The organism is Alphaproteobacteria bacterium (assembly GCA_020638555.1).
GTDB lineage: Bacteria > Pseudomonadota > Alphaproteobacteria > Bin95 > Bin95 > JACKII01.
Map to the genome: position 1 here is coordinate 458,803 of JACKII010000003.1, position 23,104 is coordinate 481,906.

20 protein-coding genes are annotated in these 23,104 nt (G+C 67.9%); 5 read left to right on the forward strand and 15 right to left on the reverse strand.

From position 1 onward, the window contains the following. Positions 1-29: 29 nt before the first annotated feature. From H6844_13645 to H6844_13660, 4 genes are all read right to left on the reverse strand, one after another. On the reverse strand, positions 30-1,247 hold the full coding sequence (locus tag H6844_13645) for a CoA transferase (GenBank protein ID MCB9930443.1): 1,218 nt from the start codon (positions 1,245-1,247) through the stop codon (positions 30-32). After that, positions 1,244-2,413 carry an acyl-CoA dehydrogenase family protein gene (locus H6844_13650; protein MCB9930444.1) on the reverse strand — a complete coding sequence of 390 codons (1,170 nt, stop codon included), beginning with the start codon at positions 2,411-2,413 and terminating at the stop codon, positions 1,244-1,246. Before H6844_13650 ends, H6844_13645 begins: the two co-directional genes overlap by 4 nt. A gap of 166 nt (positions 2,414-2,579) precedes the next feature. Continuing rightward, on the reverse strand, positions 2,580-2,927 hold the full coding sequence (locus H6844_13655) for a hypothetical protein (GenBank protein MCB9930445.1): 348 nt from the start codon (positions 2,925-2,927) through the stop codon (positions 2,580-2,582). Positions 2,928-2,933: 6 nt separating this feature from the next. Further along, positions 2,934-3,695, reverse strand: a complete 762-nt coding sequence (locus H6844_13660; protein MCB9930446.1) for an enoyl-CoA hydratase/isomerase family protein — start codon at positions 3,693-3,695, stop codon at positions 2,934-2,936. Between the two features lie 189 nt (positions 3,696-3,884). On the opposite strand from H6844_13660, the gene H6844_13665 reads away from it, so the two are divergent. After that, positions 3,885-4,910 (forward strand): NADP-dependent oxidoreductase, encoded by a 1,026-nt coding sequence (locus H6844_13665; protein ID MCB9930447.1) that lies wholly within the window; start codon positions 3,885-3,887, stop codon positions 4,908-4,910. A gap of 222 nt (positions 4,911-5,132) precedes the next feature. Here H6844_13665 and H6844_13670 read toward each other — a convergent pair whose 3' ends face one another. From H6844_13670 to H6844_13685, 4 genes are all read right to left on the reverse strand, one after another. Next, on the reverse strand, positions 5,133-5,810 hold the full coding sequence (locus H6844_13670) for a hypothetical protein (GenBank protein ID MCB9930448.1): 678 nt from the start codon (positions 5,808-5,810) through the stop codon (positions 5,133-5,135). 154 nt (positions 5,811-5,964) lie between these two features. Further along, entirely contained in the window at positions 5,965-8,346 is a 2,382-nt protein-coding gene (gene clpA, locus H6844_13675; GenBank protein MCB9930449.1) for an ATP-dependent Clp protease ATP-binding subunit ClpA, read from the reverse strand. Positions 8,347-8,350: 4 nt separating this feature from the next. Further along, on the reverse strand, positions 8,351-8,677 hold the full coding sequence (clpS, locus tag H6844_13680; GenBank protein ID MCB9930450.1) for an ATP-dependent Clp protease adapter ClpS: 327 nt from the start codon (positions 8,675-8,677) through the stop codon (positions 8,351-8,353). Positions 8,678-8,938: 261 nt separating this feature from the next. Further along, entirely contained in the window at positions 8,939-9,370 is a 432-nt protein-coding gene (locus H6844_13685; protein MCB9930451.1) for a phasin family protein, read from the reverse strand. Between the two features lie 318 nt (positions 9,371-9,688). Between H6844_13685 and H6844_13690 the strand changes: the two genes are divergently transcribed. Beyond that, positions 9,689-10,888, forward strand: a complete 1,200-nt coding sequence (locus H6844_13690; protein ID MCB9930452.1) for a D-alanyl-D-alanine carboxypeptidase — start codon at positions 9,689-9,691, stop codon at positions 10,886-10,888. An 83-nt stretch (positions 10,889-10,971) separates the two neighbouring features. Beyond that, positions 10,972-11,637 (forward strand): dienelactone hydrolase family protein, encoded by a 666-nt coding sequence (locus H6844_13695; protein MCB9930453.1) that lies wholly within the window; start codon positions 10,972-10,974, stop codon positions 11,635-11,637. Positions 11,638-11,944: 307 nt separating this feature from the next. Here the strand turns inward: H6844_13695 and H6844_13700 are convergent, their stop codons facing one another. The 6 genes from H6844_13700 to H6844_13725 form a co-directional block, all read right to left on the reverse strand. Beyond that, positions 11,945-13,237, reverse strand: coding sequence for a PD40 domain-containing protein (locus H6844_13700; protein ID MCB9930454.1), 1,293 nt, complete (start codon positions 13,235-13,237; stop codon positions 11,945-11,947). A 12-nt stretch (positions 13,238-13,249) separates the two neighbouring features. After that, a complete protein-coding gene (locus H6844_13705; GenBank protein MCB9930455.1) occupies positions 13,250-13,918 on the reverse strand; it encodes a hypothetical protein in 669 nt (222 codons plus the stop codon). 942 nt (positions 13,919-14,860) lie between these two features. Continuing rightward, the gene (locus H6844_13710) at positions 14,861-15,277 is read right to left on the reverse strand and encodes a biopolymer transporter ExbD (protein ID MCB9930456.1); all 417 of its coding nucleotides are present in this window, start codon (positions 15,275-15,277) and stop codon (positions 14,861-14,863) included. Positions 15,278-15,289: 12 nt separating this feature from the next. Next, positions 15,290-15,973, reverse strand: coding sequence for a MotA/TolQ/ExbB proton channel family protein (locus H6844_13715; GenBank protein MCB9930457.1), 684 nt, complete (start codon positions 15,971-15,973; stop codon positions 15,290-15,292). Positions 15,974-16,151: 178 nt separating this feature from the next. Next, positions 16,152-16,946: a 3-oxoadipate enol-lactonase gene (gene pcaD, locus H6844_13720; GenBank protein ID MCB9930458.1), complete on the reverse strand. Its 795-nt coding sequence runs from the start codon at positions 16,944-16,946 to the stop codon at positions 16,152-16,154. Between the two features lie 425 nt (positions 16,947-17,371). Continuing rightward, positions 17,372-18,583, reverse strand: coding sequence for an LLM class flavin-dependent oxidoreductase (locus H6844_13725; protein ID MCB9930459.1), 1,212 nt, complete (start codon positions 18,581-18,583; stop codon positions 17,372-17,374). Between the two features lie 253 nt (positions 18,584-18,836). Between H6844_13725 and H6844_13730 the strand changes: the two genes are divergently transcribed. Then, positions 18,837-19,589 carry a sulfite exporter TauE/SafE family protein gene (locus H6844_13730; GenBank protein MCB9930460.1) on the forward strand — a complete coding sequence of 251 codons (753 nt, stop codon included), beginning with the start codon at positions 18,837-18,839 and terminating at the stop codon, positions 19,587-19,589. A 38-nt stretch (positions 19,590-19,627) separates the two neighbouring features. On the opposite strand, the gene H6844_13735 is transcribed toward H6844_13730, so the two are convergent. Beyond that, complete coding sequence (locus tag H6844_13735) at positions 19,628-20,560, reverse strand: ribose-phosphate pyrophosphokinase (protein MCB9930461.1); 933 nt, start codon at positions 20,558-20,560, stop codon at positions 19,628-19,630. Between the two features lie 335 nt (positions 20,561-20,895). Here H6844_13735 and H6844_13740 point away from each other — a divergent pair, with 335 nt between their 5' ends. Beyond that, complete coding sequence (locus H6844_13740; protein MCB9930462.1) at positions 20,896-22,968, forward strand: hydantoinase/oxoprolinase family protein; 2,073 nt, start codon at positions 20,896-20,898, stop codon at positions 22,966-22,968. Positions 22,969-23,104 lie beyond the last annotated feature (136 nt).

Here is a 23,104-nt window from a genome sequence, read left to right on the forward strand (position 1 = left end):
CGGCCACCCGGCCGGGGCGCAGGCCCGCCTCAGGCGATGGCGCCCTCGGCATAAAGCACGTCGATCTCCCCCTGACTCAAATTGAGCCAGTCGGCCAGCACCGCGCGGCTGTGCTGGCCCAATTCGGGGCTGGGCACGTCCGGCGGGAAGGGCGCCCCCTGGAAGCGCAAGGGCGAATGCGGCAGCACCACATCCCCCATCACCGGGTGATGCTGCTCGAACAGCGCGCCGCGGCCGCGCAGGTGCGGGTCGTCGACAATCTCCGTCAAATCCCGGATGACGGCACAGGCGACATGGGCGTCCTGCATCTGCCGTGCCGCCTCCTGTTTCGGCAGCTTGCGGCTCCAGGCCAGCATGACCTCGTCCACCAGATCGTCATGGGCGGCGCGGGTCGCGGGGTCGGCAAAGCGCGGATCGTCCAGCAGGTCCTCGCGGCCGATGACCCGGGCGACGTTGTGCCAGTGCTCCTCGCGGATGCAGAGCAGCGCGATATAGCCGTCCCGACACTCATAGACGTTGTAGGGCGCGGCGGCCTTGGCCGGATGCTTGTTGCCGCGCCGCGGCACCGGCACGCCGCCATTCTCGAACATGCCGGCGAAATTGGTGGTGAGCACCGGCAGGGCCGCCTCCACCATCGCCACCTCGACCACCCGCCCGACACCGGTGACCGTGCGCTCGTAAAGGGCGGTCATGATGGCGGAATAGAGGTGCACGCCGCCCAGAAAATCGCAGACGGCCATGCCGGCCTTCATCGGCGGCCCGCCCTCCGGCCCCGTCACGCTCATCATGCCGCTGGACGCCTGGATGGTCAGGTCCATGGCCAGCTTGTCCCGGTCCGGCCCCGTGGTGCCGAAGCCGCTGCTGCTGGCGTAGATCAGGCGCGGATTGGCGGTCTGGAGTTCCTTGGCGCCGCAGCCGAGCCGGTCCATGACGCCGGGCGCGAAATTCTCCAGGAGAATGTCGGCCCTGCGCGCCAGGTCGAACAGCAGCGCCTTGCCCGCGCCCGATTTCAGGTCCAGCGCCAGACCGCGCTTGTTCTGGTTCAGCGCGGCGACGGACCAGGGCATGGCGCCCTTGGTCCGGCCACGCCCGCGCAGCGCATCGCCACGCAACGGCTCCACCTTGATCACATCGGCCCCCGCCTGCGCCAGCAGCCAGCCGGCATAGGGACCGTTGTAAATCTGGCCGAGGTCGAGAACCCGGACGCCTTCCAGCGGCAGACGGTTCAAAGACGCCTCTTCGCTCATCGCAGCCCCATGCCCAGCACGTCGCGGGCGACGATATGGCGTTGCACCTCGTTCGGGCCCTCGCCGATGCGGCGGATGCGCATTTCGCGGTACCAGCGCTCGAACGGCAGGTCCTTGGCGACGCCCAGCCCGCCATGGATCTGCATGCAGCGGTCGACAACCCGACCGCCGGCCTCGCTGCCGGTGATCTTGGCGATGGAGGCCTCCATGCGGAACGGCTCGCCATTGTGGGCCTTGCTGGCCGCTTCCAGCGTGTGCCAGCGGGCGGCGCGGATATCCATTTCGTTGTCGACCAGCATCCACTGGATCGCCTGGCGGCTGGCGAGCGGTGCGCCGAAGGTCTCGCGGATCTTCGCGTATTCGATTGCCAGTTCGTGCGCCTTGATGGCGACGCCGATGCAGGCGGCGGAATAGGGGATGCGCTGGCGCGCCAACCGGTCGTTGGCGATGGAGAAGCCGCCGTTCAGCTTGCCGAGAATGTGCGTCTTGGGGATGCGCATGTCGGTGAAGCCCAGTTCCGTCGCATAACGGGCCGAGCGCAGCGTGTGCACGATGCGGCGCACATGAAAGCCGGGGGTGTCGGTGTCGACGATGAAACAGGTGACGCCGCCGCGGCCCTTGCTCGGGTCGGTGCGCGCGAACACCAGACCGTATTGGGCGCGGTCGGCGTTGGAGATCCACAGTTTCGAGCCGTTGATGATGTAGTCGTCGCCATCCTCGACCGCGCGGGTCTGGATCGCGCGTGCCGGGTCGGAGCCGCCGGAGGGTTCGGACAGGCCGAAAAACGCCTTCTTCTCGCCGCGCAGCGTCGGGAACAGCCATTTCTCCTTCTGCCAGTCATTGGCCTCGAACAACTGGCCGGGCCCGCCGACGCCGCCGAACACGCCATAGCAGGGCGCATAGAGGCCGGCGCGATGCTGGCTCATCTCGATGGCGATCAGGGTGCGGGTGACGATGTCCACGTCCGGGCCGCCGTATTCCGGCGGAATGTCGAGCCCGAACAGGCCCATTTCCTGGGTGCGGCTGACCAGCCGGGCGCGGTCCGCCTCCGGCAGTTCGTCGGTGTCGGGGTCGAGCTTGTCTTCCAACGGCCAGATTTCCTCCCGCACAAAGCGGCGGACCTGGTCGACGATCATTTTTTGCTCTTCGGAGAGGGAGAGATCCATTGGGGTGTTCCGTGGTTTTGCGATTGCTGGCGGGTTGCCGTGTTTCATTCGGTGGCGTCATTGCGAGGAGCCGCAGGCGACGAAGCCATCCAGGATCAGCAGGGCGACGGCTCTGGATTGCCTCCCCCAGCTCAGGGCCGGGGTCGCAATGACGGCGGGAAAGCCGTCATCCCGGGCTGAGCTTACCCAGGCCGCGGCCGTCCTCGGCCGGTTGCAGTGGCGGCAGGCGGCCGTCATGGTCGAACTGGTAGGCCATCAGCAGTTCGCGGTGCCGGGTGCGATAGCTGGTGTTCACCTCCAGCCGGAACTGCGTCGCGCCCTCTGGCGGCTCCGCCGCTTTCTCCCGGATTTCACCGCGCAGGCCGAACAGCGACCGGCCCGTGGCCGCGCCGATATAGAGAATATCGCCCGCATCGTTCGCGAGCTGATAGACGCCCAGATTGCCGGCGACCTTGTCGGCTTCCGCCGGGGTCAGGGGCCGCCAGGGCTTGGACATGCGGACAGCAATGGCCATGACGCATCAGACTCCCTTGAAATCGGCGGTGCGTTTTTCGAGGCGGGCGCGGATGCCCTCCCTCGAATCCTGGCTGTGGCGGGTCGCCTCCACCAGCCGGTCCTGCTCGGCATGCTCGATGCCGTCGCGGTAGGCCATCTGGCGCACCATCATGCTTTTCATGGCGCGCAGGCTGAGCGGCGCGTTCGCGGCCAGCCGGTCGATCACCTTCTGCGCCTCTTTCTGCAAGTCGTAGGGCGGCGCGACCCGGCCGATAATGCCGAGCTCGTGCATTTTCGTCGACGGCAGCGGGTCGCCCAGCAGCAGGATTTCCCGCGCCCAGACCGGCCCGGCCACCTCCATCAGCTTCTTGGTCAGGAACCAGGTCGGCGCCAGGCCGATCTGGGCCAGGCTCATGCCGAAGCGCGCGCTGGTCGAGGCCACGACGAAATCGCAGTGCAGCGCCAGCTCGTTGCCGCCGGCAATGGCATCGCCATGCACGACGCCGACAATGGGCAGCGGGTTCATCTCCATGGCGTGCAGCATCACCTCGATCGGCGATTCGCCCGGATTGGCGGGCTTTTCCAGCCGCTCGGCCAGGTCGATGCCGGAGCAGAAGGCCGGCCCCTCCGCCCGGAGCACGATCACCCGGTCCGCGGCGGCCGGCTCCGCGCGAAAGGCCTGGGTCATCTCGTCCAGCATGGCGAGGTTCAGCGCGTTGCGCTTCTCGCCGCGGGTCATGGTGATGGTCTTGACGGGACCGTTCTGCTCTACGCGAATAAAGGCCATCGGACGGCGGTTCCTCGACTTTGGAAGCATGGATTGCCCCGAATGCTGCGGCGAGCCGCGCCGAAGGTCAACGGGGCTTACGGGCCCGCCACGAGAATCCTGCGGAATCTCCTGGGTCGACGGGGCCGCTTATCCTACAGTCCCGAACCTTCATGGCCCGCAACGCCGAACGATCATCGGGAGCCCGCAATGCCCACCATCCCCTCCACCCACCGCCGCATCGTCCTCGCCTCGCGCCCGCAGGGCATGGTGAGCCTCGACAATTTCCGGCTGGAAGAGGCGCCGGTGCCGACGCCCGGCCCCGGGCAGATCCTGGTGCGCCAGATCTACCAGTCGCTCGACCCCTATATGCGCGGTCGCATGAACGACGGCCCCAGCTATGCGGCGCCGGTGCAGATCGGCGAGGTGATGGAGGCGGGCGGCGTCGGCGAAATCGTCGCCTCGCAGCACCCGGACTGGCGGGTGGGCGATATCGTCGAGGGCCGGCTGGGCTGGCAGGAATTCGCGGTGCCGCCCTATGAGCGCCTGCGCAAGGTCGACCCATCGCTGGCGCCGATCTCGACCGCCAACGGCGTGCTGGGCATGCCCGGCATGACTGCCTATTTCGGCTTTCTCGACGTGGGCCAGCCGCAACCGGGCGACACGGTGGTGGTCGCAGCCGCGTCCGGCGCGGTCGGCGCGGTGGTGGGGCAGATCGCCCGGATCATGGGTTGCCGGGTGGTCGGCATTGTCGGCAGCCAGGCCAAGGCGGACTATATCGTCGGCGAGCTCGGCTTCCACGCCGCCATCAACTATCGCGAGCAGGACCTGATGGCCGCGCTCGCCCGCGAATGCCCGCGCGGCATCGACGTCTATTTCGAGAATGTCGGCGGCAAGATCTGGGATGCGGTGGTCGAGCACCTGGCCCTGGGCGCCCGCATTGCGGTCTGCGGCCGCATCGCCGAATACAACCTGACCGAGCCGGAACTGGTGCCGCGCAACATGCGCTTCTTCATCCCGAAACGGGCGCGGATGCAGGGCTTCCTGGTGTTCGACTTCGCCAGCCGCTATCCCGAGGCCATGACCCGCATCGCCCGCTGGATCGCCGAGGGCGAGGTGAAATACCGCGAGGACGTGGTCGACGGCATCGAGAACGCGCCCTCCGCCTTCCTGAAGCTGTTCGCGGGCGAGAATTTCGGCAAGCTGCTGGTCAAGGTCGGCGCCGAGCCGGTCTGACCGACGGGCCGGGAGAGGACGGTTGCATCCCGGCCGCCGCGGAGCGGTGGGCCGGGACCGGCGTCGTCATTCGAACCCCCGCGCCGCCCCGTGTTCGCGAGAGCGAGCGGCCCCGCATCGGCGCTCCGCACCGTGCGGGGAACACGTTTCCCGGCCGCCGCGGAGCGGTGGGCCGGGATCGACGTCGTCATTCGAACACCGGCGGGAGGGTGACCGTTGCTATCAGACCCGGTCGGCGAGAGCCTGCGCCTGGCCGACCCATTCGTCGCGCTCGATCCGGCCCTTCAGGTCGAGTTCCTCGTCCAGCACCGCAATCGCATCGGCGTCGAGCGCCGCGATATCGGCGAAACGGGTGATGCCGCGCACCGCCAGCTTGCGCTCGATCGCCGGGCCGATGCCGCGAATGCGCTGAAGTTCGTCCGCAACCGGCTCTGCAACGACGGGTTCGGCCGGGGCCTCCAGGGCGAGTTCGGCCTCGACCGGCTCCACCACCGGGGCGGGCGCCGTATCGACCGCCGGCGCTTCCGGTTCCACTGCGACGCTCTCGGGCGCGACCGCTTCCGGCGCCGGAACCTCTGCCGGAGCCGCAGGCGCCGCTTCCATCACCTCGTCCTCGCCGTCGGCAGCGGCGTCCGTCTCGGCAGCGGCGTCCGCAGCAGCGGCGGCGGCCGGCTCGCTGGCGATGGTCTCCAGGTCGGCCCAGCCGAACCAGCGCTGGGCGTTGCGCATGCCGAACGCCAGTTGCAACGACCACGCATCCATCGGATTCTCGACCGCAATGGCCTGGCTCAGCGTGTCCTGGGCATCGTCCATGGTTTCCTGCCAGCGACGGAACCAGTCGTCGCCGATGCGCGACAATGTTTCCGGCCCGAACTGAAATTCGACGGCTTGATATCGCATTGCAACAACTCCGATCTCATTATGCTGCACTGCAATATCGAACTTGGGTCGAAAGATACCACGTGAGACAATGTCGCATGGCGCGGCCGGACACGAAAAAACCCCGGGGATAAACGCCCCCAGGGTTTCATCTTCGGCCAGTCCGGCCCGTCGGTCAGGTCGCCGGCTGCTCCGTCTCGGCGCCGCCTTCGGCCGCGCCGGCGTCGTCATCCTCGGGATAGGAGAAGAACAGCGCGTTGTCCTCGCCCACATCGACCCGGACAACCCCGCCCTTGGAGAGCTTGCCGAACAGCAACTCCTCGGCCAGGGGCTTTTTCACGTGTTCCTGGATCACCCGGGCCAGCGGGCGGGCGCCGTATTCGTGGCTATAGCCCTTCTGCGCCAGCCAGGTCCGCGCCGCCTCCGACAGTTCGATGGTGACGTTGCGGTCGGCCAGTTGCGCTTCCAGTTCCAGCACGAACTTGTCGACCACGCGCCCCACCACCTGCGGCGGCAGATTGCCGAACGGCACGATGGCATCCAACCGGTTGCGGAATTCCGGCGAGAACATCCGGTTGATCGCCTCCTGGTCCTCGCCCGCGCGGGTGACCGGGCCGAAGCCGATGGCGTTTTTCGCCAGGTCCGCCGCGCCGGCATTGGTGGTCATGATCAGGATAACATTGCGGAAATCGACGCCCTTGCCGTTGTGGTCGGTCAGATTGCCGTGGTCCATGATCTGCAACAGGATGTTGAAGACGTCCGGGTGCGCTTTCTCGATCTCGTCCAGCAGCAGGACGATGTGCGGGTTCTTGTCGACCGCGTCGGTCAGCATGCCGCCCTGGTCGAAGCCGACATAGCCGGGCGGCGCACCGATCAGCCGGCTGACCGAATGGCGCTCCATGTATTCCGACATGTCGAAGCGCACCAGCTCGACGCCCAGGCATTTGGCCAGCTGGCGGGCCGCCTCGGTCTTGCCGACGCCGGTCGGGCCGCTGAACAGATAGCAGCCGATCGGCTTTTCCGGCTGGCGCAGGCCGGCCCTGGCCAGCTTGACCGCATTGGCCAGCGCGTCCAGCGCATCGTCCTGGCCGAACACGACGGCCTTCAGTTCCGTGTCCAGGTTGCGCAGCGATTCGCGGTCGTCGCGGCTGACCTGCTTCGGCGGAATGCGCGCGATCTTGGCCACGACATTCTCCACGTCGCGCACGCCGATGGTCTTTTTCCGCTTCGAGGGCGCCACCAGCATCTGGCTGGCGCCGACCTCGTCGATCACGTCGATGGCCTTGTCCGGCAGCTTGCGGTCGTTGATATAGCGCGCCGCCAGTTCCACCGCGGTCTTGATCGCATCGGCGGTGTAGCGAACCTTGTGGTGCTCCTCATAATAGGGTTTCAGCCCCATCATGATCTTGATCGAATCGGCGATCGAGGGCTCGTGCACGTCGATCTTCTGGAACCGCCGCACCAGCGCCCGGTCCTTTTCGAAATAGGTCCGGTATTCCTTGTATGTGGTCGAGCCGATGCAGCGCAGCGTGCCCGAGGCCAGGGCCGGCTTCAGCAGGTTCGAGGCATCCATGGAGCCGCCGGAGGTGGCGCCGGCGCCGATCACGGTATGAATCTCGTCGATGAACAGGATGGCGCTGCCGTCCAGCGCATCCAGCTCCGACAGCACCGCCTTCAGCCGCTCCTCGAAGTCGCCGCGATAGCGGGTGCCGGCCAGCAGCGAGCCCATGTCGAGCGACCAGATCACGCAGCCGTTCAGCACCTCCGGCACCTCGCCCAGCACGATCTTGCGCGCCAGCCCCTCGGCGATGGCGGTCTTGCCGACGCCGGGGTCGCCCACATAGAGCGGGTTGTTCTTGGTGCGGCGGCAGAGGATCTGGATCGTCCGCTCCACCTCGGCCTCCCGGCCGATCAGCGGATCGATCTTGCCCGACAGCGCCTTGTCGTTGAGGTTGACGCAATAGCTTTCGAGCGCGCCCGCGGATTCCTCCTTCTCGGGCGGCTCCTTGCTCTGCTCGGACCGCTTGCTCTTGCGGCTGCGGCCCTGTTCGCCGCCGGCATTGCCGGTGGGCTGGATATTGGCGTCGGGCGTGCCGCGCACGCTGCGGCGCTCGCCCTTTCCAGGCGACTTGGCGATGCCGTGCGAGATGAAGTTGACCGCGTCCAGCCGCGACATGTCCTGCGCCTGGAGGAAATAGACGGCGTGGCTCTCCCGCTCGCTGAACAGAGCGACCAGCACGTTGGCGCCGGTGACCTGATCGCGGCCGGACGATTGCACGTGAATGGCGGCGCGCTGCAACACCCGCTGGAAGCCGGCCGTCGGCTTCGGCTCCTCGCGAACGGGGGTGACCAGCGCGGTCAGATCGTTCTCGACATATTCCACCAGCGTCTTGCGCAACGCTTCCAGTTGCACGCCGCACGCATTCATCACGGCAACGGCGTCGTCATCGTCGGTCAGCGCCAGCAGCAGGTGTTCCAGGGTGGCGAATTCGTGCTGATGCTCGCGCGCATGACCCAGGGCTCGGTGCAAAGTCTTCTCGAGAGCGGGAGACAGCATGGGCCTAATCCTTCTCTAGCGTGAGCTGTAACGGGTGTTCGTGACGGCGGGCGAAATCGACCACCTGGGCCACCTTGGTTTCCGCAACCTCATATGTATAGACACCGCAGATGCCGATGCCCCTGCGATGGACATGCAGCATGATCTCGGTCGCTTCTTCGCGATTCTTGTAAAAAAAGTGCTCCAACACATGAACGACAAACTCCATCGGAGTGTAGTCGTCGTTCAACATAAGAACTTTATACATTGACGGCTTTTTGACTTTTGGCCGGGCTTTGACCACCACGCCGGTTGACGTGTCACCGCCGTCATTGTGGTTTTCGTCACTCATGGCCTGCGCCGTGCTCCTTCAGCCGCTGCTGTTCCAACAATGTTGCGTCGACCCCTCAGGTATGGTCAACCGCTTCCGTTCACAATAGCCCCAATTCGTTCCCGAGTCTTGCCATTCTCCCTGACCGGGCGGGTCTCCCTGGCCTCGCCGGGCCAGGCGGCTCCGCGGCCTTGGCCAGCAACGAAAAAAGGCGGCAGAGGAAACCTCTGCCGCCTTCCGGCCCGGCCGGGAGGGCCGGGAAACCAATGCTGTGCGCCTGAGTTAGGCGGCCTTGGTCATCGCGTCGAAACGCGCCTGCAGCGGCTCGGCGGCCTTGGTCAGCATGGCGGTGCCGCGGTCGGCAACGCGGGAGACCTCGGCAAAGCCCGAGTCCATGCTCTGGTTCAGGTAGGCGTACTGGATTTCCGCGGCCTGCTGCCAGTCGCCGGCGGTCAGGATCTTCGCCTGGGCCTCGAACGCCTCGGTCATCGCCTTGGCCCAATGCTTGGCGAAGCCGGTGCTGATCTCTTCCATGCCGCCCATCATCGCCTGCATGCTCTCGGAAGCGGCGCGGAGGTTCTCGGCGCTCTGCTCGGCGGCCTTCTTGGCGCCTTCGTTGCCCATGAAGGACTCGAACATCTTGGTCGCGGCGTCGAACTGCGCCTTGGCTTCGTTGGCGGCGTTCGTCATGGTCTTCTGCACGGCTTCGTTCATGACAGTATCCTTTTCCGGGTGGGCGGCGCGCGAAGCGCCGCTGAATGATGTGAGCGAGGCCCCGATAGGCAACCTCTTTGTTGCGACGCACCTAATTTAGGCAGGGCCTCGCTGCGTCGCAAGAGAAATGTTGCAGCGCAACATGGTCATCCTGACGCAGCCCGTCGGACCGATTCAGGCCGGATTTCCGCCAATTTTTCTCAACGAATCCTGGACACGCCGCCCCGAATCGGGGTCGAATATCGTGAAATTGGCCTCAAACCGGTTGTGATGCCATTGAATACTACTGCCGTACGATTCTTGCCCCTGTCCGGCTTGGTGCTGCTCCTTGCCCTGCTCTGGACCGGCAGCGCGGTTGCAATCCCCAAAGGCGACGCCCGCTTCGCGGTCGATGCGCACACGGGCGAGGTGCTCGCTGCCCGCAACAGCCTCACCCGCTGGCATCCGGCGTCGCTGACCAAGATGATGACGCTCTACCTGCTGTTCGATGCGCTCGAACGCGGCAAGACGCGGATGAACGCCACCATCACCCTGTCCCGGCACGCGGCCAGGCAGCCGCCATCGCGCCTGGGGTTGGGCCGGGGCGGCCACATCCTCGTGCGCGACGCCATCCAGGCGCTGGCGGTCAAGTCGGCCAACGATATCGCCGTCGCGGTGGCGGAGCATGTCGGCGGGTCGGAAGCCAAATTCGTCCGGCAGATGAACCGCACGGCCAAGCGCCTGGGCATGCGCCGCACCCATTATCAAAACGCCTCCGGACTGCACCACTCGCGCCAGGTCACGACCGCCCGCGACATGGCCATCATGGCCGTCGCGCTGATGCGGGATTTCCCTCAATATTACCATTATTTCAGCCAGAAGCGGTTTCGCTATGGCAAGCGCACCTACGCGAACAGCAACCACATGCTGGGCGTGTATCCGGGCATGGACGGCGTGAAGACCGGCTATATCTACAAGGCGGGTTTTAACCTCGTGACCTCGGTCCGGCGGGGCGAGCGCCGGGTCATCGCGGTCGTCATGGGCGCGAATTCCAGCGCGCTGCGCACGCGGATCATGACCGGTGTCCTGGACAGCGCCTGGGCGCGCCTGAAGCGGCCGAAGCGCAGCCGCATCGCCTCGCCCCTCTCGGCGCGGTTGCAGCCCTTGCCGCCGCTGCCGCGGCCCCGTCCCGGCCACAAGGGGACCGCCGTGCTGGTGGCGGATGCGCCCGTTCCGCCGGCCGCGCCGGCTGCCGACGGCCGGACATTCGGCTCCGAAGAGACCGGCGACTACAGCGTCCAGATCGGCGCCTTCCTCAGCCAGAAGGACGCCGAACGCCAGTTGGTGACCGTGATGAGCCGCCTGCCCCACCGGCTGGGCGAGCCCGATCCGATCGTGGCCCACAAACGCGCCACGAAAGGGCGCCCGGTCTATCGGGCCCGCCTTTCGGGGTTCGACTCGCGGGCGGATGCGGCGCGCACCTGCAGCTGGCTCCAGAATCGCGACACCGACTGCCTCATCGTCGCGGCCTCGCGTTAGGCTCGCCGCGCGGCTTGCCGCTTGTCTGGCGGTGGTGCCCGGCTAGACTGCACCTCCCCATTTCCAGCCGGGAGAACCACCCCATGGGCGAAATCATCCAACTGACCGCCACCGACGGACACACGTTCGACGTCTACAAGGCCATGCCGGCCGGGACACCGAAGGGCGCCATTCTGGTGATCCAGGAAATTTTCGGCGTCAACGCGCACATGCGCGAGGTTGCCGATGGCTTTGCCGCCGACGGCTATGCGGTCCTCGCGCCGGCGCTGTTCGACCGGGCCCAGAAGGATTTCGATGTCGGCTACACGCCGGAGGACATCGCCGCCGGGCGTGACATGCGGGCCCAGGTGGACTGGGCCGACTCGGTGCTGGACATGGCCGCCACCGTCGAGGCGTTGAAGCCCTATGGCAAGGTCGGTTCGGTCGGCTATTGCTATGGCGGCTCCTGCTCCTGGCTGGTCGCCACCCGGATCGGCGTCGCGGCCAGCGTCTGCTATTACGGCGGCCAGATCGCCATGTTCAAGGACGAGAAGCCGAAAAACCCGGTCATGATGCATTTCGGCGAAAACGACCACGGCATCCCCATGGCCGACGTGGATGCCATCCGCGCGGCCCATCCGGACGCCGAGGTGTTCGTCTATCCCGCCGGCCACGGCTTCAACTGCGATCACCGCGGCGACTACGACGCGGCCTGTGCCAAACAGGCACGCGAACGCACCATGGCCTTTTTCGCCAAGCACGTCGGCTAGAGCACTTTCGGCACCGGTTGACCCACACTCCTGCCCCATCTTTCGCGAGGAGAGGGAAGATGGGGTGGTGGGCCAGCGGGAAAAGACTCCACCCCGGAGCGAGGGGCCGAGCGGCCGCGATCATCGGGATCGGGGCCAGTGAGTGTTTCCCGGCCGCCGCGGAGCGGTGGGCCGGGACCGGCGTCGTTCATCGAACACCGCCGCCGCCCATGTCCGCACGCCGCGAGCAGCCCCGGATCGGCGCTCCGCACCGTCCGGGGAACACGTTTGTTTGCCGGTGTTTGCCGGCTCCGCTGCGGAGGGACCTTCAGCGAATCCAGGCCGGGTCCGACGCGCTGTCCGGCAGGGGCAGTTCGAAGGTGTGCAGGGTGTCGAGGTCGACCAGCCAGAGCGACCCCTGCCCGCCGCCGCCGCCGTTATAGCGCGCCGCCCGCTCGAACAGCACCACCTTGCCGTTGGGCGCCCATTGCGGGCGTTCCTCGAAATAGCTGGTGGAGACGGTGCGTTCCTCCAGGGTCGCCAGATCGACGACGCCGATGCTGAACGTGCCGCCGGCCTGCCGGGTGAACGCCAGCGACTTGCCGTCCGGCGACCAGGCCGGCGTGCCGAACCGGCCCCTCAGCCCCACCGGCTGGCGGATACCGCTTGCCAGTTCCTGCACCATGATCTGCAGATAGCCCGGGCCATCGGTGATATAGGCGATCTTGCTGCCGTCCGGGCTGACATTCAGCTCCGTCTCGATCGAGGGCGCCGCCGTCAGCCGTGTCTCCCGGCCCGAGCCGATGCGGGTCGAATAGATGTCCGTGTTGCCCTCCACCACCTTGCTGTAAAACAGCGTGCCGTCCGGCCCGATATCCGGGCTGAACCGAACCGCGCGGTCGTTGAAGACCGGGCCGCTGCGGTTGGTGCGGAAATCGGCGTAGAACAGGCGCGGGCGGTGCTCGCTGATGCGCACATAGACCAGCAGGCCGCCGCCCGGTGCGAGCCGCGGCGACGCCATTTCCTCGTTGCTGTTGGCGAGAACGCGCAGGTCGCTGCCGTCCAGATACGAGGCGACGATCTGGAACCGGCCGCCCGCCTTGCGGACATAGGCGACCTTGGTCGCAAAATACCCGTCGCGGCCCAGGAAGAATTGATACAGCACGTCGCTGACCGTGTGTCCGATCAACGGCGCGTCGTTCTCCGTCACCTGGAATTGCCGGCGCAGCACCACGCGCGAAACCGAGGGGTCGAACACGTCGACGCCGACGGTGCGGCCGCCGCCGCTGCGGGCCGCGGTCACGGTCACCTCATAGCCCGCGGCCGCCTGCGACTGTTGCCAGTTCGACCGGGTCGAGCGCGCGCCCGGCGGCAGGATGGCCACGGCGAACAGGCCCGTGGAATGCAGGTCCCGCTGCACGAAACGGGCAAGGGTGAGCATTTCCTGGCGCTGCACGCCGTCGCCCTCGGTCAGGGCCAGGTCGATCCGGGTCGTCCCCTGGCCGCGGCCTTCCACGTTGAAGGTGACCTGCGCCATGGCCGCGCCGGACAGGCAGAGCCAGACGAGCACGGCGCCCAGCGCCGCACGCGCGAAACCGGTCAGGCTGGTCGGAGTTGGCATGACGATATCCTCCTATCGCCGGCGGCCAAGGCCGGTGGTGGTGATATTAAGGGTGAAATCGCGCAGGCCGCGCCGCGATGCGACATGGCGCAAAAACTCGGGGCAGCGCGATAGGCCGTCGGCGATGCGGTTTGTCGTGGCCTGCGGCACGACACCTTCGCTCAGGCGCGGCCGCCCGACAATGCCGACGGCCTGGGCCAGCGAGTCGAAGCGCATGGGAAAGGCACCGGTGAAGTTGTCGGTCGGACGAAACGCACCCGCCCGCTCCAGGCAGCGCTGGGCGATGGCGGAGCCCTTGCCCTCGAACGACTCCAGCGAGCCCTGCGCGCCATCGGGCGAACCCCCGGCCACGCCATTGCCCGTCGCCCCCGCACGGCCCCGGTCCGAGCCCTTCTGGTTGTAGCTGCCCAGCTGGCCCAGTTGCGCGAACGGGTTCGCCGCCGGCTTCTGCTCCTGTTTCGGTGCAGCACCGCTGCCGGCCGGCCGGTCGGATTTGGTCGGCTGCTTCGGTGTCGATGCAGATGGCTGGGCAGGCGGCTGGGCGGCCGGCTGGGCGGCCGGCGAGTCGGCCTCCGGCTTTGCTTCCGCCCGGGCTTGCGCGGGCGGCGGCGGTTGGCGGTGCCGCGGCACGGGCGCCGGCGCTTCCGTTTCCAGCGTCTGCGCCTGGGTGGTGGCCGGCACGGCCGGGCTGGCCGGCGATGGCGTGTCGGCGGCGCGCGCCTCGGCTGGCGGCGGCGATGCGGTCGGACGGGCCTCCGCGGTGGCCGTTGTCGGCCGCTCCGCCGGAAGCGTCGGCTTCGGCGCCACCGCCGGGGGCGCCGCAACCGGAGGAGCGGCCGTCGGGCTGGTCGCGCTGGGAACCGCGGGCGTCGGTGCGGCCGGTGCCGGTTTTGCCGGGGCTTTGGCCGGCGGCTCCGACTTGCGTTCGGCGGTCTCGGCAACCGGCGGCGGCGTCTCGCTCGGTGCCGTCCGGGCAATATCGGCCTTGGCCTGGCTTCGCTGCCTCCGCCGGGGCGTTCGCAGCGGGCGTGGCTTCCGCCTCGCGCGCGGCCTTGGAGGGCGCGGCCTTGGCTGCGGCGGGCGCCGGCTTGGCCGGCTCCGGCGCTTCCGGCGCGGCGCTCACCCGGTCGGTCGTGTGGCGGGACTCCGCTTCCTGTGGCGGCGGGGCCTCGCGGGCAGCTTCCGGCGCCACCAATCGGAGAGCCGGCGCGGCCGGCGCCTTTTCGGGAGCGGCCGCCTGCTTCGCGGTCGCCTCCGGCGGGCGGCGGTCGCGCGAAGGTTCGATCGCCGCGGTCCTGGCCGCGTCCGGCGGTGGGGTTCGCGCGGGCGTGGGGGCGCTTGCGCGCGCCTGTTGCCGCTCCGTTGCCTGCGCCGTCTCCGGGGCCGCCGGCTTGGCCTCGGCGATAACTTTCGGCGCTTCGGTGTCCGACGGACCTTCCGGCGAGGGCTGGGTCAACTGGCCGATGGCCAACGGCAGGTCCTGGAGGCGGATCATGGTCTGGGGCGTCGGCCGCGCCGTCAATTGCCAGTACACGAACGCGCCCACCAGCAGATGCAGCAGAATGGCCAGCAGCAGCGGCAGTTCATCGCGTTGATGGGGCTCGGCAATCAGACTGGACATGGTTACTGGACGATCGCGAACGTCACGCCTGCCACCTGGGAAGAATTCACCGCCTGTAACACCGAGAACAGGGTGGTGTAGTTCACGTTCTTGTGCGCGGTGATGTTGATGACCACGCCCGCCGGTGCATCGGTCCGCAACTGCGCCAGGGCGGTGCCCAGTTCCGGGCGGTCGATGGCCTGGCCGGCCAGCACGATCGTGCCGTCCTCCGCCAGTTCCAGCGTGAAGATCTCGCTTTTCTCGAATTCCGCGCCCAGTGCGCCGGCGACCTGGTCCGTGTCGGTGCTCTTGGCGCCGGGCACATCCGAGGCAAAGACGATGGTCAGCGCCAGCAGCACCAGCAGCACATCCACGAAGGGCGTGATGTTGATGGTGGCGACAAGGTTCTGCGGGCGGCGGTGACGGGTGGGTCGGGCCATGGGCGGCGGTCCCTACCAGTCCGAGTGGACCGGCTGCCGCCCGAGCCGGGCCACTTCCGTCACCAGTCCGGTAAAGGCCTGGGTGAACCGGCGGGCCAGCCGCTGCGAACGGGTCGCCAGCGCATTGTTGGCCACCACCGCCGGGATGGCGACGAACAGGCCGGCCATGGTCGCGAACAACGCCTCGCCGATGGCCGGCGCCAGGGCGCTGAACGTGATCGCCTCCGCCGCCCGCACCGAGGAAAAGGCGTGCAGAATGCCCCAGACCGTGCCGAACAGGCCGATGAACGGCGCCGTCGCGGCGATGGTCGAAAGGCCGGGACAGTTGCGGGTCAGGTCGTCATAGACCTCGCCCCAGACCTCGTCGAACAGCACATGGTTGGCGTTGGCGGCCGACGCCTCCGCCAGCGCCTGGGGCGAGGCTTCCAGATCCTGGCGCGGGGCGGTGCTCTGCCCGTTGGCTCGCACCAGCAAATGCGCAAACCGTTGCAATTGCGCGCGAATACCGCCGATATCCATGGCCGCGATCGCGTTGTTCAGGTCGTCGCACTCGGTGTTGACCCGGCGCACGGTGAAGATGAACTTGATCACCGCGTACCAGATATAAACCGACTGCAACACCAGGATCGCCAGCACCGCGCGGATCAGCAGATCCGAGTTTTCCAGCATGTGGGCTACGCTGTCGAAGCCGTCCATTGCAAATCCTGTCTCAGCGGGTGTTGGTGCCGGCCCCGTTCGGCCGGTATGCGGATGCCGTCACACTGCCAGAAGCCCCTGACAGCCGGCGCACCATGCATCGATTCGGCGGTTTGCGTATGGCGATTATGGGGCGCTCCGGCCATCGTTCGCGGGGGTTTGGGGCGGTCGGAAGGCGTCAATTCCGGTCCAGGAAGTCCCGCAACGCGGTATTGAATCCGGACACGTCTTCCATGTTGGACAGGTGACGGGCGACCGGCAAGATGACGAGACGCGCACCCGGAATTCCGTCGCGGATCGCCTCGGACATGGCGACGGGCGTGCCCGGATCGTCCTCGCCGCAGATGACCAGGGTCGGCGTCGCGATCTCGCCCAGCCGATGGGTCAGGTTCAGGCGGGCGATGGCCGCGCCGCAGCCGCAATACCCGTCGACGGGCGTGGCCGCGATCATCCGGCGCACGCCCTCGATCACATCCGGCGCCCGCTGCACGAAACCAGGCGAGAACCAGCGGTCGATGGTGCCATCGACACCGGCCGCCAGACCGTTGGCACGGGCGGCCTTGATGCGGTCGCCCCACATGGCCTGCGCTTCCGGCGGATAGCCACTGGCGGTATCGCACAGCACCAGGCTTTGCAGCCGCTCGGGCGCCTGCAAGCCCAGAGTCTGGCCGATCATGCCGCCCATGGACAGGCCGCAGAAATGGCTGCGCTCGATACCGAGCGCATCCCAGAGCCCGATCACGTCGCCAGCCAACTGGTCCAGCGTGTATTCGCCGGCCGGCGCCGCGCTGGCGCCGTGGCCGCGGGTGTCGAACCGCAGCACGCGATAGGCATCGGTCAGGGCGGGAAGCTGCGGGTCCCACATGCGGTGATCGGCGCTCAGCGAATGGCTCATCGTCAGCACCGGCGCGCCGGCGGGGCCATCGAAGCGATAGGCGATGCGCGTGCCGTTGACCTCGGCGTGTTCGACCATGGAAACTGTCTCCTTTGCGATCGGGCGATATTAGGGCCTGGGGCGAATTTGTCTCCGAATAGATCGGGTCCGGCCCGCTGCCGGAAGCGATTGGCTGATTGATGGGGATGGCGACCAGGGATTTCCAGCCCTTACGGCCGGCTCCCGCACATTCGAGCTTCGGCACCGCGCGGTCGCGGCCGGTCCCGGCGCCATGAGCCGCGCCCAGGCGGCGCCGCGATTCGGCGGCAGCGGCGCGCTGCGGCGACGGCGCCGCTCCCCGGCCAAGGCCGGGCATGCTCTGCTCCAACGCCCCCCAAAAAAGGGCAGTAGGCATGCCCCAAGGGAAATGCCTACCGCCCGACCGGGGTGTGCGCACGGCGCTCGGCAGCGCCGTCAGGGGCGGACCCGGCGACCGCAGCCGCCGTCCGCCCGCACTTGGTCTGTCAGTCGCCCGCGGCCACCAGCTTGTCGATGGCGACGCCCTTGCCGACGCCCTGGCGCTCCTTGAACGGCGTGGTGTCGATTTCCTCCAGTTCGATCTCGCCCGCCAGCACCCGGCGCTTCCATTCCTCGTGCTCCGGAATGTCGGCGTGGAATTCGGGCATGACCTCCTTGGCGAACAGTTCCAGGCTCTCGCAGATATGCTCGTGCGTGTTGCGGCCGGCCTGGTTCAACAGGATGATGCTGTCGACCTTGCTTTCGCGGAACCGGCGCAGCTTCTTGCGGATCGTCTCCGGCGAGCCGATCAGGCCGCCGCGCAGCGCCTTTTCGGCCGCGTCCGGGTTGGCCTTTTTCCAGGCCATGTACTCGTCCCAGAGGCTGACCGTGCCCGGATCGGCGCGCTTGCGGTTCTTGGAGCCGCTGTAATAGGCCAGCGAGAACTGGAAGAAGGTCACGCCTTCCGCCCGCCGCCGCGCTTCCTCGTCGGTCTCGGCGCACATGAAATAGCTGACCATGGCGATGTTGCAGTTGCTCTGATAGTCGGCCAGCTTTTCCTGCCGTTTCACGAACGCGTTGTAATAGGCGTGCACCCAGGCATGGGCCATATCGGCGGACAGGAACTGGAAGCCGAGCGCGCCGATGCCGCGCCGGCCGGCCATCTCGATCGTCTCCAACTGCGAGCAGGCGACCCAGAGCGGCGGGTGCGGCTTCTGCACCGGCTTCGGCAGCACGTTGCGCAGCGGGAATTTGAAATGCGGGCCGTCATACTCCCAGCCCTCCTGGGTGAACATCGGCATGATGCAGCGCACAGCGTCTTCCCAGACCTCGCGCTTGTTCTCCAACTGCCGGTCGAACGGCGCCAGCTCGGTGATGCTGGCGCCTTCGCCCATGCCGAATTCGACGCGGCCATTGCTGACCAGATCCAGGCAGGCCACCTTCTCGGCCACCCGCGCCGGGTGGTTGGAGGGCAACTGGATGATACCGTGGCCCAGGCGGATATTCTGGGTGCGCTGGCTGGCGGCGGACAGAAACACCTCTGGCTGCGGCGAGTGGGAGTATTCCTCCAGGAAATGGTGTTCCACCTGCCACGCATAGTCGTAGCCGAGCTTATCGGCCAGTTCGACCTGGCTGAGCGCGTTCTGATACAGCTGTCGCTCGTCGTCCTGCCCCCAGGGCCGGGGCAATTGCAGTTCGTAGAAAATTCCGAATTTCATGGCGGTTCTCCCGAAAGGGTCTGGCGGTCATCCGTCTACGACCAAGGTTGAACTCCCGAATGGCGGGCAGCAAGCCCAAAGTCGCCATACCATGCGGTGGCAGGGTCATCGCGTTACCCGGATTTTCCGCAAACGCCCCTTCCCTCTCGGCGCCATCCGGCCCACAAAGGGGGCCGAACGGATGTTCCGCCGCCCCCGGCATCGGCCAGAGGCGGCGGTTCCGTGTCTGTTGCGTCTGTTGCGGAGCCGGATTGTGGTCGCAGGATTGGAAGGGGTGGAACTGGCCTATCTGGCCGCGGTGTTCGCGGGCGGCTCGTTCATCCGCGGCTTTACCGGCTTCGGCTCCTCCATGATCTATGTGGTCGGCCTGACCTTCGCGATTCCGGCGAGCGAGGCGGTGCCGCTGATCCTGATCCTGGAGGTGATCGCCACCGCCGGCCTGCTGCCGGCCGCCTGGCATCACGTGCAATGGCGGAGCGTGGCGCTGCTGCTGGTCGCGGGCACGGTGGCGACGCCGCTGGGGCTCGGCCTGCTGGCCTTCCTGCCGCCGGCGCCGATGCAGGCCGTCATCGCCTGCGTGGTGCTGGGCGCCTGCCTGATGCTGCGCTCGGGCTTTCGCCTGCATCGGCAACCGGGACGGGTCGGAACCCTGGGCGTCGGCGCGCTCTCCGGCATTCTGACCGGCGCCACGTCCGCGGGCGGTCCGCCCATCGTGCTGTATTATTTTTCCGGTCCGCTGCCCGTGGCGGTCGCCCGGGCCTCGGTCATCGCCTATCTGGGCGCGGCCGATGTCATCGCCGGCAGCATGGCCGCGGCCCAGGGGCTGGTCGAGGGCGAAACCCTGGTGCGGGTCGCACTGGCGGCACCGGTGATGCTGCTCGGCGCCTGGGTGGGAACGCGCATGTTCCGGCGCACGGACCCGTCCCGCTTTCGCCAGTTGGTCATCGTGCTGCTGCTGGTGCTCTCGGTCGCCAGCCTGGGCAAGGCACTGCTGGCGATGCTCTGAGAGCGCGGCCCAGCCGGTGCCTCAACAGGGCCGCCGCCTCAGCAGAACAGGCTGGAGACCGACCGTTCCTCGGTGATGCGCATCATCGCCTCGCCCAGCAGGTGGGCGATGGAGAGTTGCTGGATGTTGTGGGCGGCGATCACCGGCTCCGGCGCCTGGATGCTGTCGGTGATGACCAGCGCCTCCATCGGCGAGGCCTCGACGCGCGCCACCGCGCCGCCGGAGAGCACGCCATGGGTCACATAGGCAGCGACGCTTTCCGCGCCCCGCTCCTTCAGCGCCACGGCCGCATTGCAGAGCGTGCCGGCGGAATCGACGATGTCGTCGACCAGCACGCAGCGCCGCCCCTCGACATTGCCGATAATGTTCATGACCTCCGACACGCCCGCCCGCTCGCGCCGCTTGTCGATGATGGCCAGGTCGGCCTCCAGCCGGCTGGCGATGGCCCGGGCCCGGACCACGCCGCCCACGTCCGGGGAGACGATCACCAGGTCGTCGCCGGCATACCGCTGGCGCAGGTCGCTGACGAACACCGGCTGGGCGTAGAGATTGTCGGTCGGGATATCGAAAAAGCCCTGGATCTGCCCCGCGTGCAAATCCATGGTCAGCACGCGGTTGGCGCCGGCGGTGGTGATCAGGTTCGCCACCAGCTTGGCCGAGATCGGCGTGCGCGGGCCGGTCTTGCGGTCCTGGCGGGCATAGCCGAAATAGGGAATCACCGCGGTGATGCGCTTGGCCGACCCGCGTTTCAGCGCATCGATGGTCACCAGCAATTCCATCAGCATGTCGTTGGCCGGATAGCTGGTCGACTGGATGACGAACACGTCCTCGCCGCGCACGTTTTCCTCGATCTCGACGAACACCTCCATGTCGGCGAAGCGTTTGATTTGCGCGCTGGTCATCGGCAAATTCAAATAACGCCCGATGGCTTCAGCCAACGGACGGTTGCTGTTTCCGGCGAGAATTTTCATGTGAGGCCTGCGGTTGGTCGGCGGCTGGCAGGATGGATCCGGCCGGCCATGCGACCGGCGATCACCGATGGGTGACCTCCGATAGCACCGGGGGGCAGGGTTGTAAATGCGACGGGCGATACAGACGCACGCAAGCCCGGCCCGCCAGCGCAATGAAACAACGGCAAAAGCCGAATCCGCAGACCGCCGCCATCCGCTCTTTCCCCGTCCGGAGCCGCGGGCCGAACGCCGGCTGCAATGGCAGCGCCGGGCGCTTTCGGACCGGCGTTTGCTTTTTCAGACAATTGCCGCAAAATCCTCGCCACCCTAACCGGAGGCGGGAGACGGCAAGGCCCATGACCTGGCGCATCGGTGTCGATATCGGCGGCACCTTTACCGACGTGGCGATGATCGAGGAGGCCACGGGCCGCATCGGCATCGCCAAGACCCCGACCACGCCGGACGATTTCGGCCGCGGCGTCCTGAACGGCCTGAACGAGGCGCTGGCCAAATACGGCCTGCCCGCCGCCGACGTGACGCTGCTGTCCCACGCCACCACCGTGGTCACCAACGCCCTGCTGGAAAACAAGGGCGCGCGCATCGCGCTGGTGACCACGCGCGGCTTTCGCGACGTGCTGGAACTGCGCCGCTCGGCCCGGGCCGATCTCTATGACCTGTTCCAGGACCCGCCGGCCGTGCTCGTGCCCCGTCACCGCCGGCTGGAGGTGACCGAGCGCATCGGCGCCGGCGGCGAGGTGGTCGTGCCGCTGGCCGAGGGCGAACTGCCGGCCCTGGTCGCGCAACTCCAGGCCCTGGACGTGGAGGCGGTCGCCGTCTCGCTGCTGTTCGCCTTCCAGAATGACGCGCACGAAAAGGCCCTGGGCGCGGCCTTGCGGGCCGCGCTGCCGGGCGTGCCGGTGTTCCTGTCCTGTGAAGTCCTGCCAGAAATCCGCGAGTTCGAGCGCACGTCGACCACCGCCGTCTGTGCCTATGTCGGCCCGATCCTGGAGAGCTATCTCCGCCGCCTGCAACAGGCCACCGGCTCGCTCGGCCTGCCGGACCTGATGGTGATGGGCTCGGCCGGCGGCGTGCTGGACGTGCCGGCGGCGCTGGCCATGCCGGCGGCGGCGGTGGAGAGCGGTCCGGCGGCGGGCGTGATCGCCGCCCAGATGATCGGCCAGCAACTGGGCCGGCCGAACCTGCTCTCGTTCGACATGGGCGGCACCACCGCCAAGGCCTCGCTGATCGAGAACGGCCGGGTGGAGACGACGGCGGAATACGAGGTCGGCTCGTCCGCCAGCCAGAGCCGCTGGCTGCACGGCACCGGCCATCCGATCCGCGTGCCGGTGATCGACCTGGCGGAGGTCTCCGCCGGCGGCGGCTCCATCGCCTGGATCGACCCGGCCGGCGCGCTGCGGGTCGGCCCGCACTCAGCCGGCGCCGCGCCGGGGCCGGTCTGCTATGGCCAGGGCGGCACCGAGCCGACCATCACCGACACCAATCTGGTGCTGGGCTATCTCGACGCCACCTCGCTGCTGGGCGGCGGCCTGCCCATCGACTACGCCGCAGCCGAGGCCGCGCTGCGCGAGCGCATCGCCCAACCGCTCGGCCAGAGCGTGGAACAGGCGGCGGCGGGCATTCGCGCCATCGTCAACAACGCCATGGCCGAGGCGCTGCGCATGGTCTCGGTCGAGCGCGGCCACGACCCGCGCGAATTCGCCATGGTCGCCTTCGGCGGCGCCGGGCCGCTGCACGCCTGCGCCCTGGCGGACGAGTTGGACGTGCCCGAGGTGATCGTGCCGCCGATCCCCGGCGCCTTCTCCGCCCTGGGCCTGGTCGGGGCCGACATCCGCCGCGACTATGCCCGCACCATCTATGCGCCGCTCGAGACCCTGACGCCGGAACACCTGACCGCCATCTGGGACGACATGGCCGCCGAGGGCCGGGCCATGCTGGAGGCCGCGCGCGTGCCGGCCGGACGGCAGGAATTGCAGCGCCAGGCCGACCTCCGCTATGGCCGCCAGGCCTACGAGCTGACCGTGGACGCGCCGGCGGGTGCGGTCACGCCAGCGACGCTCGCCGGCCTCGCCGACGGCTTTCACGCCGCGCACGAGCGCACCTACGGCCACAAGAACGAGGCCGAGCCGGTGCATGTGGTGACGCTGCGGCTCTCGGCCGTGGGCAAGCTCGGCCAGCCCCGCTTTGCCGAGGCGACCGGCGACGGCTCCAGCCTGAAGGCCGAGCGCCCCGCCTGGTTCGAGGCCACCGGCCGCGTCCCGGCGCCGGTGCACGACCGCGCCCGTCTGGCGGTGGGCCAAATACTGGAGGGACCGGCCATCGTCGAGTCGCTGGACAGCACCCTGGTCCTCCCGCCCGGCTGGCGCGCGCGCGTGGACGACGCCGGCTTCCTCCGGCTGACGCGGGGGTAATCGCCATGCCATACCAGATCATCGCTTCCCCGGCCGGCCGCAGGCTGGGCCGGGGTCTCCCGCCGAGGCCGGCTCGTCACGAGGTCCCGGATCGCGCTCCGCGCTTCCGGGAAAGCTGGAACTTGTCTTGGGCCCA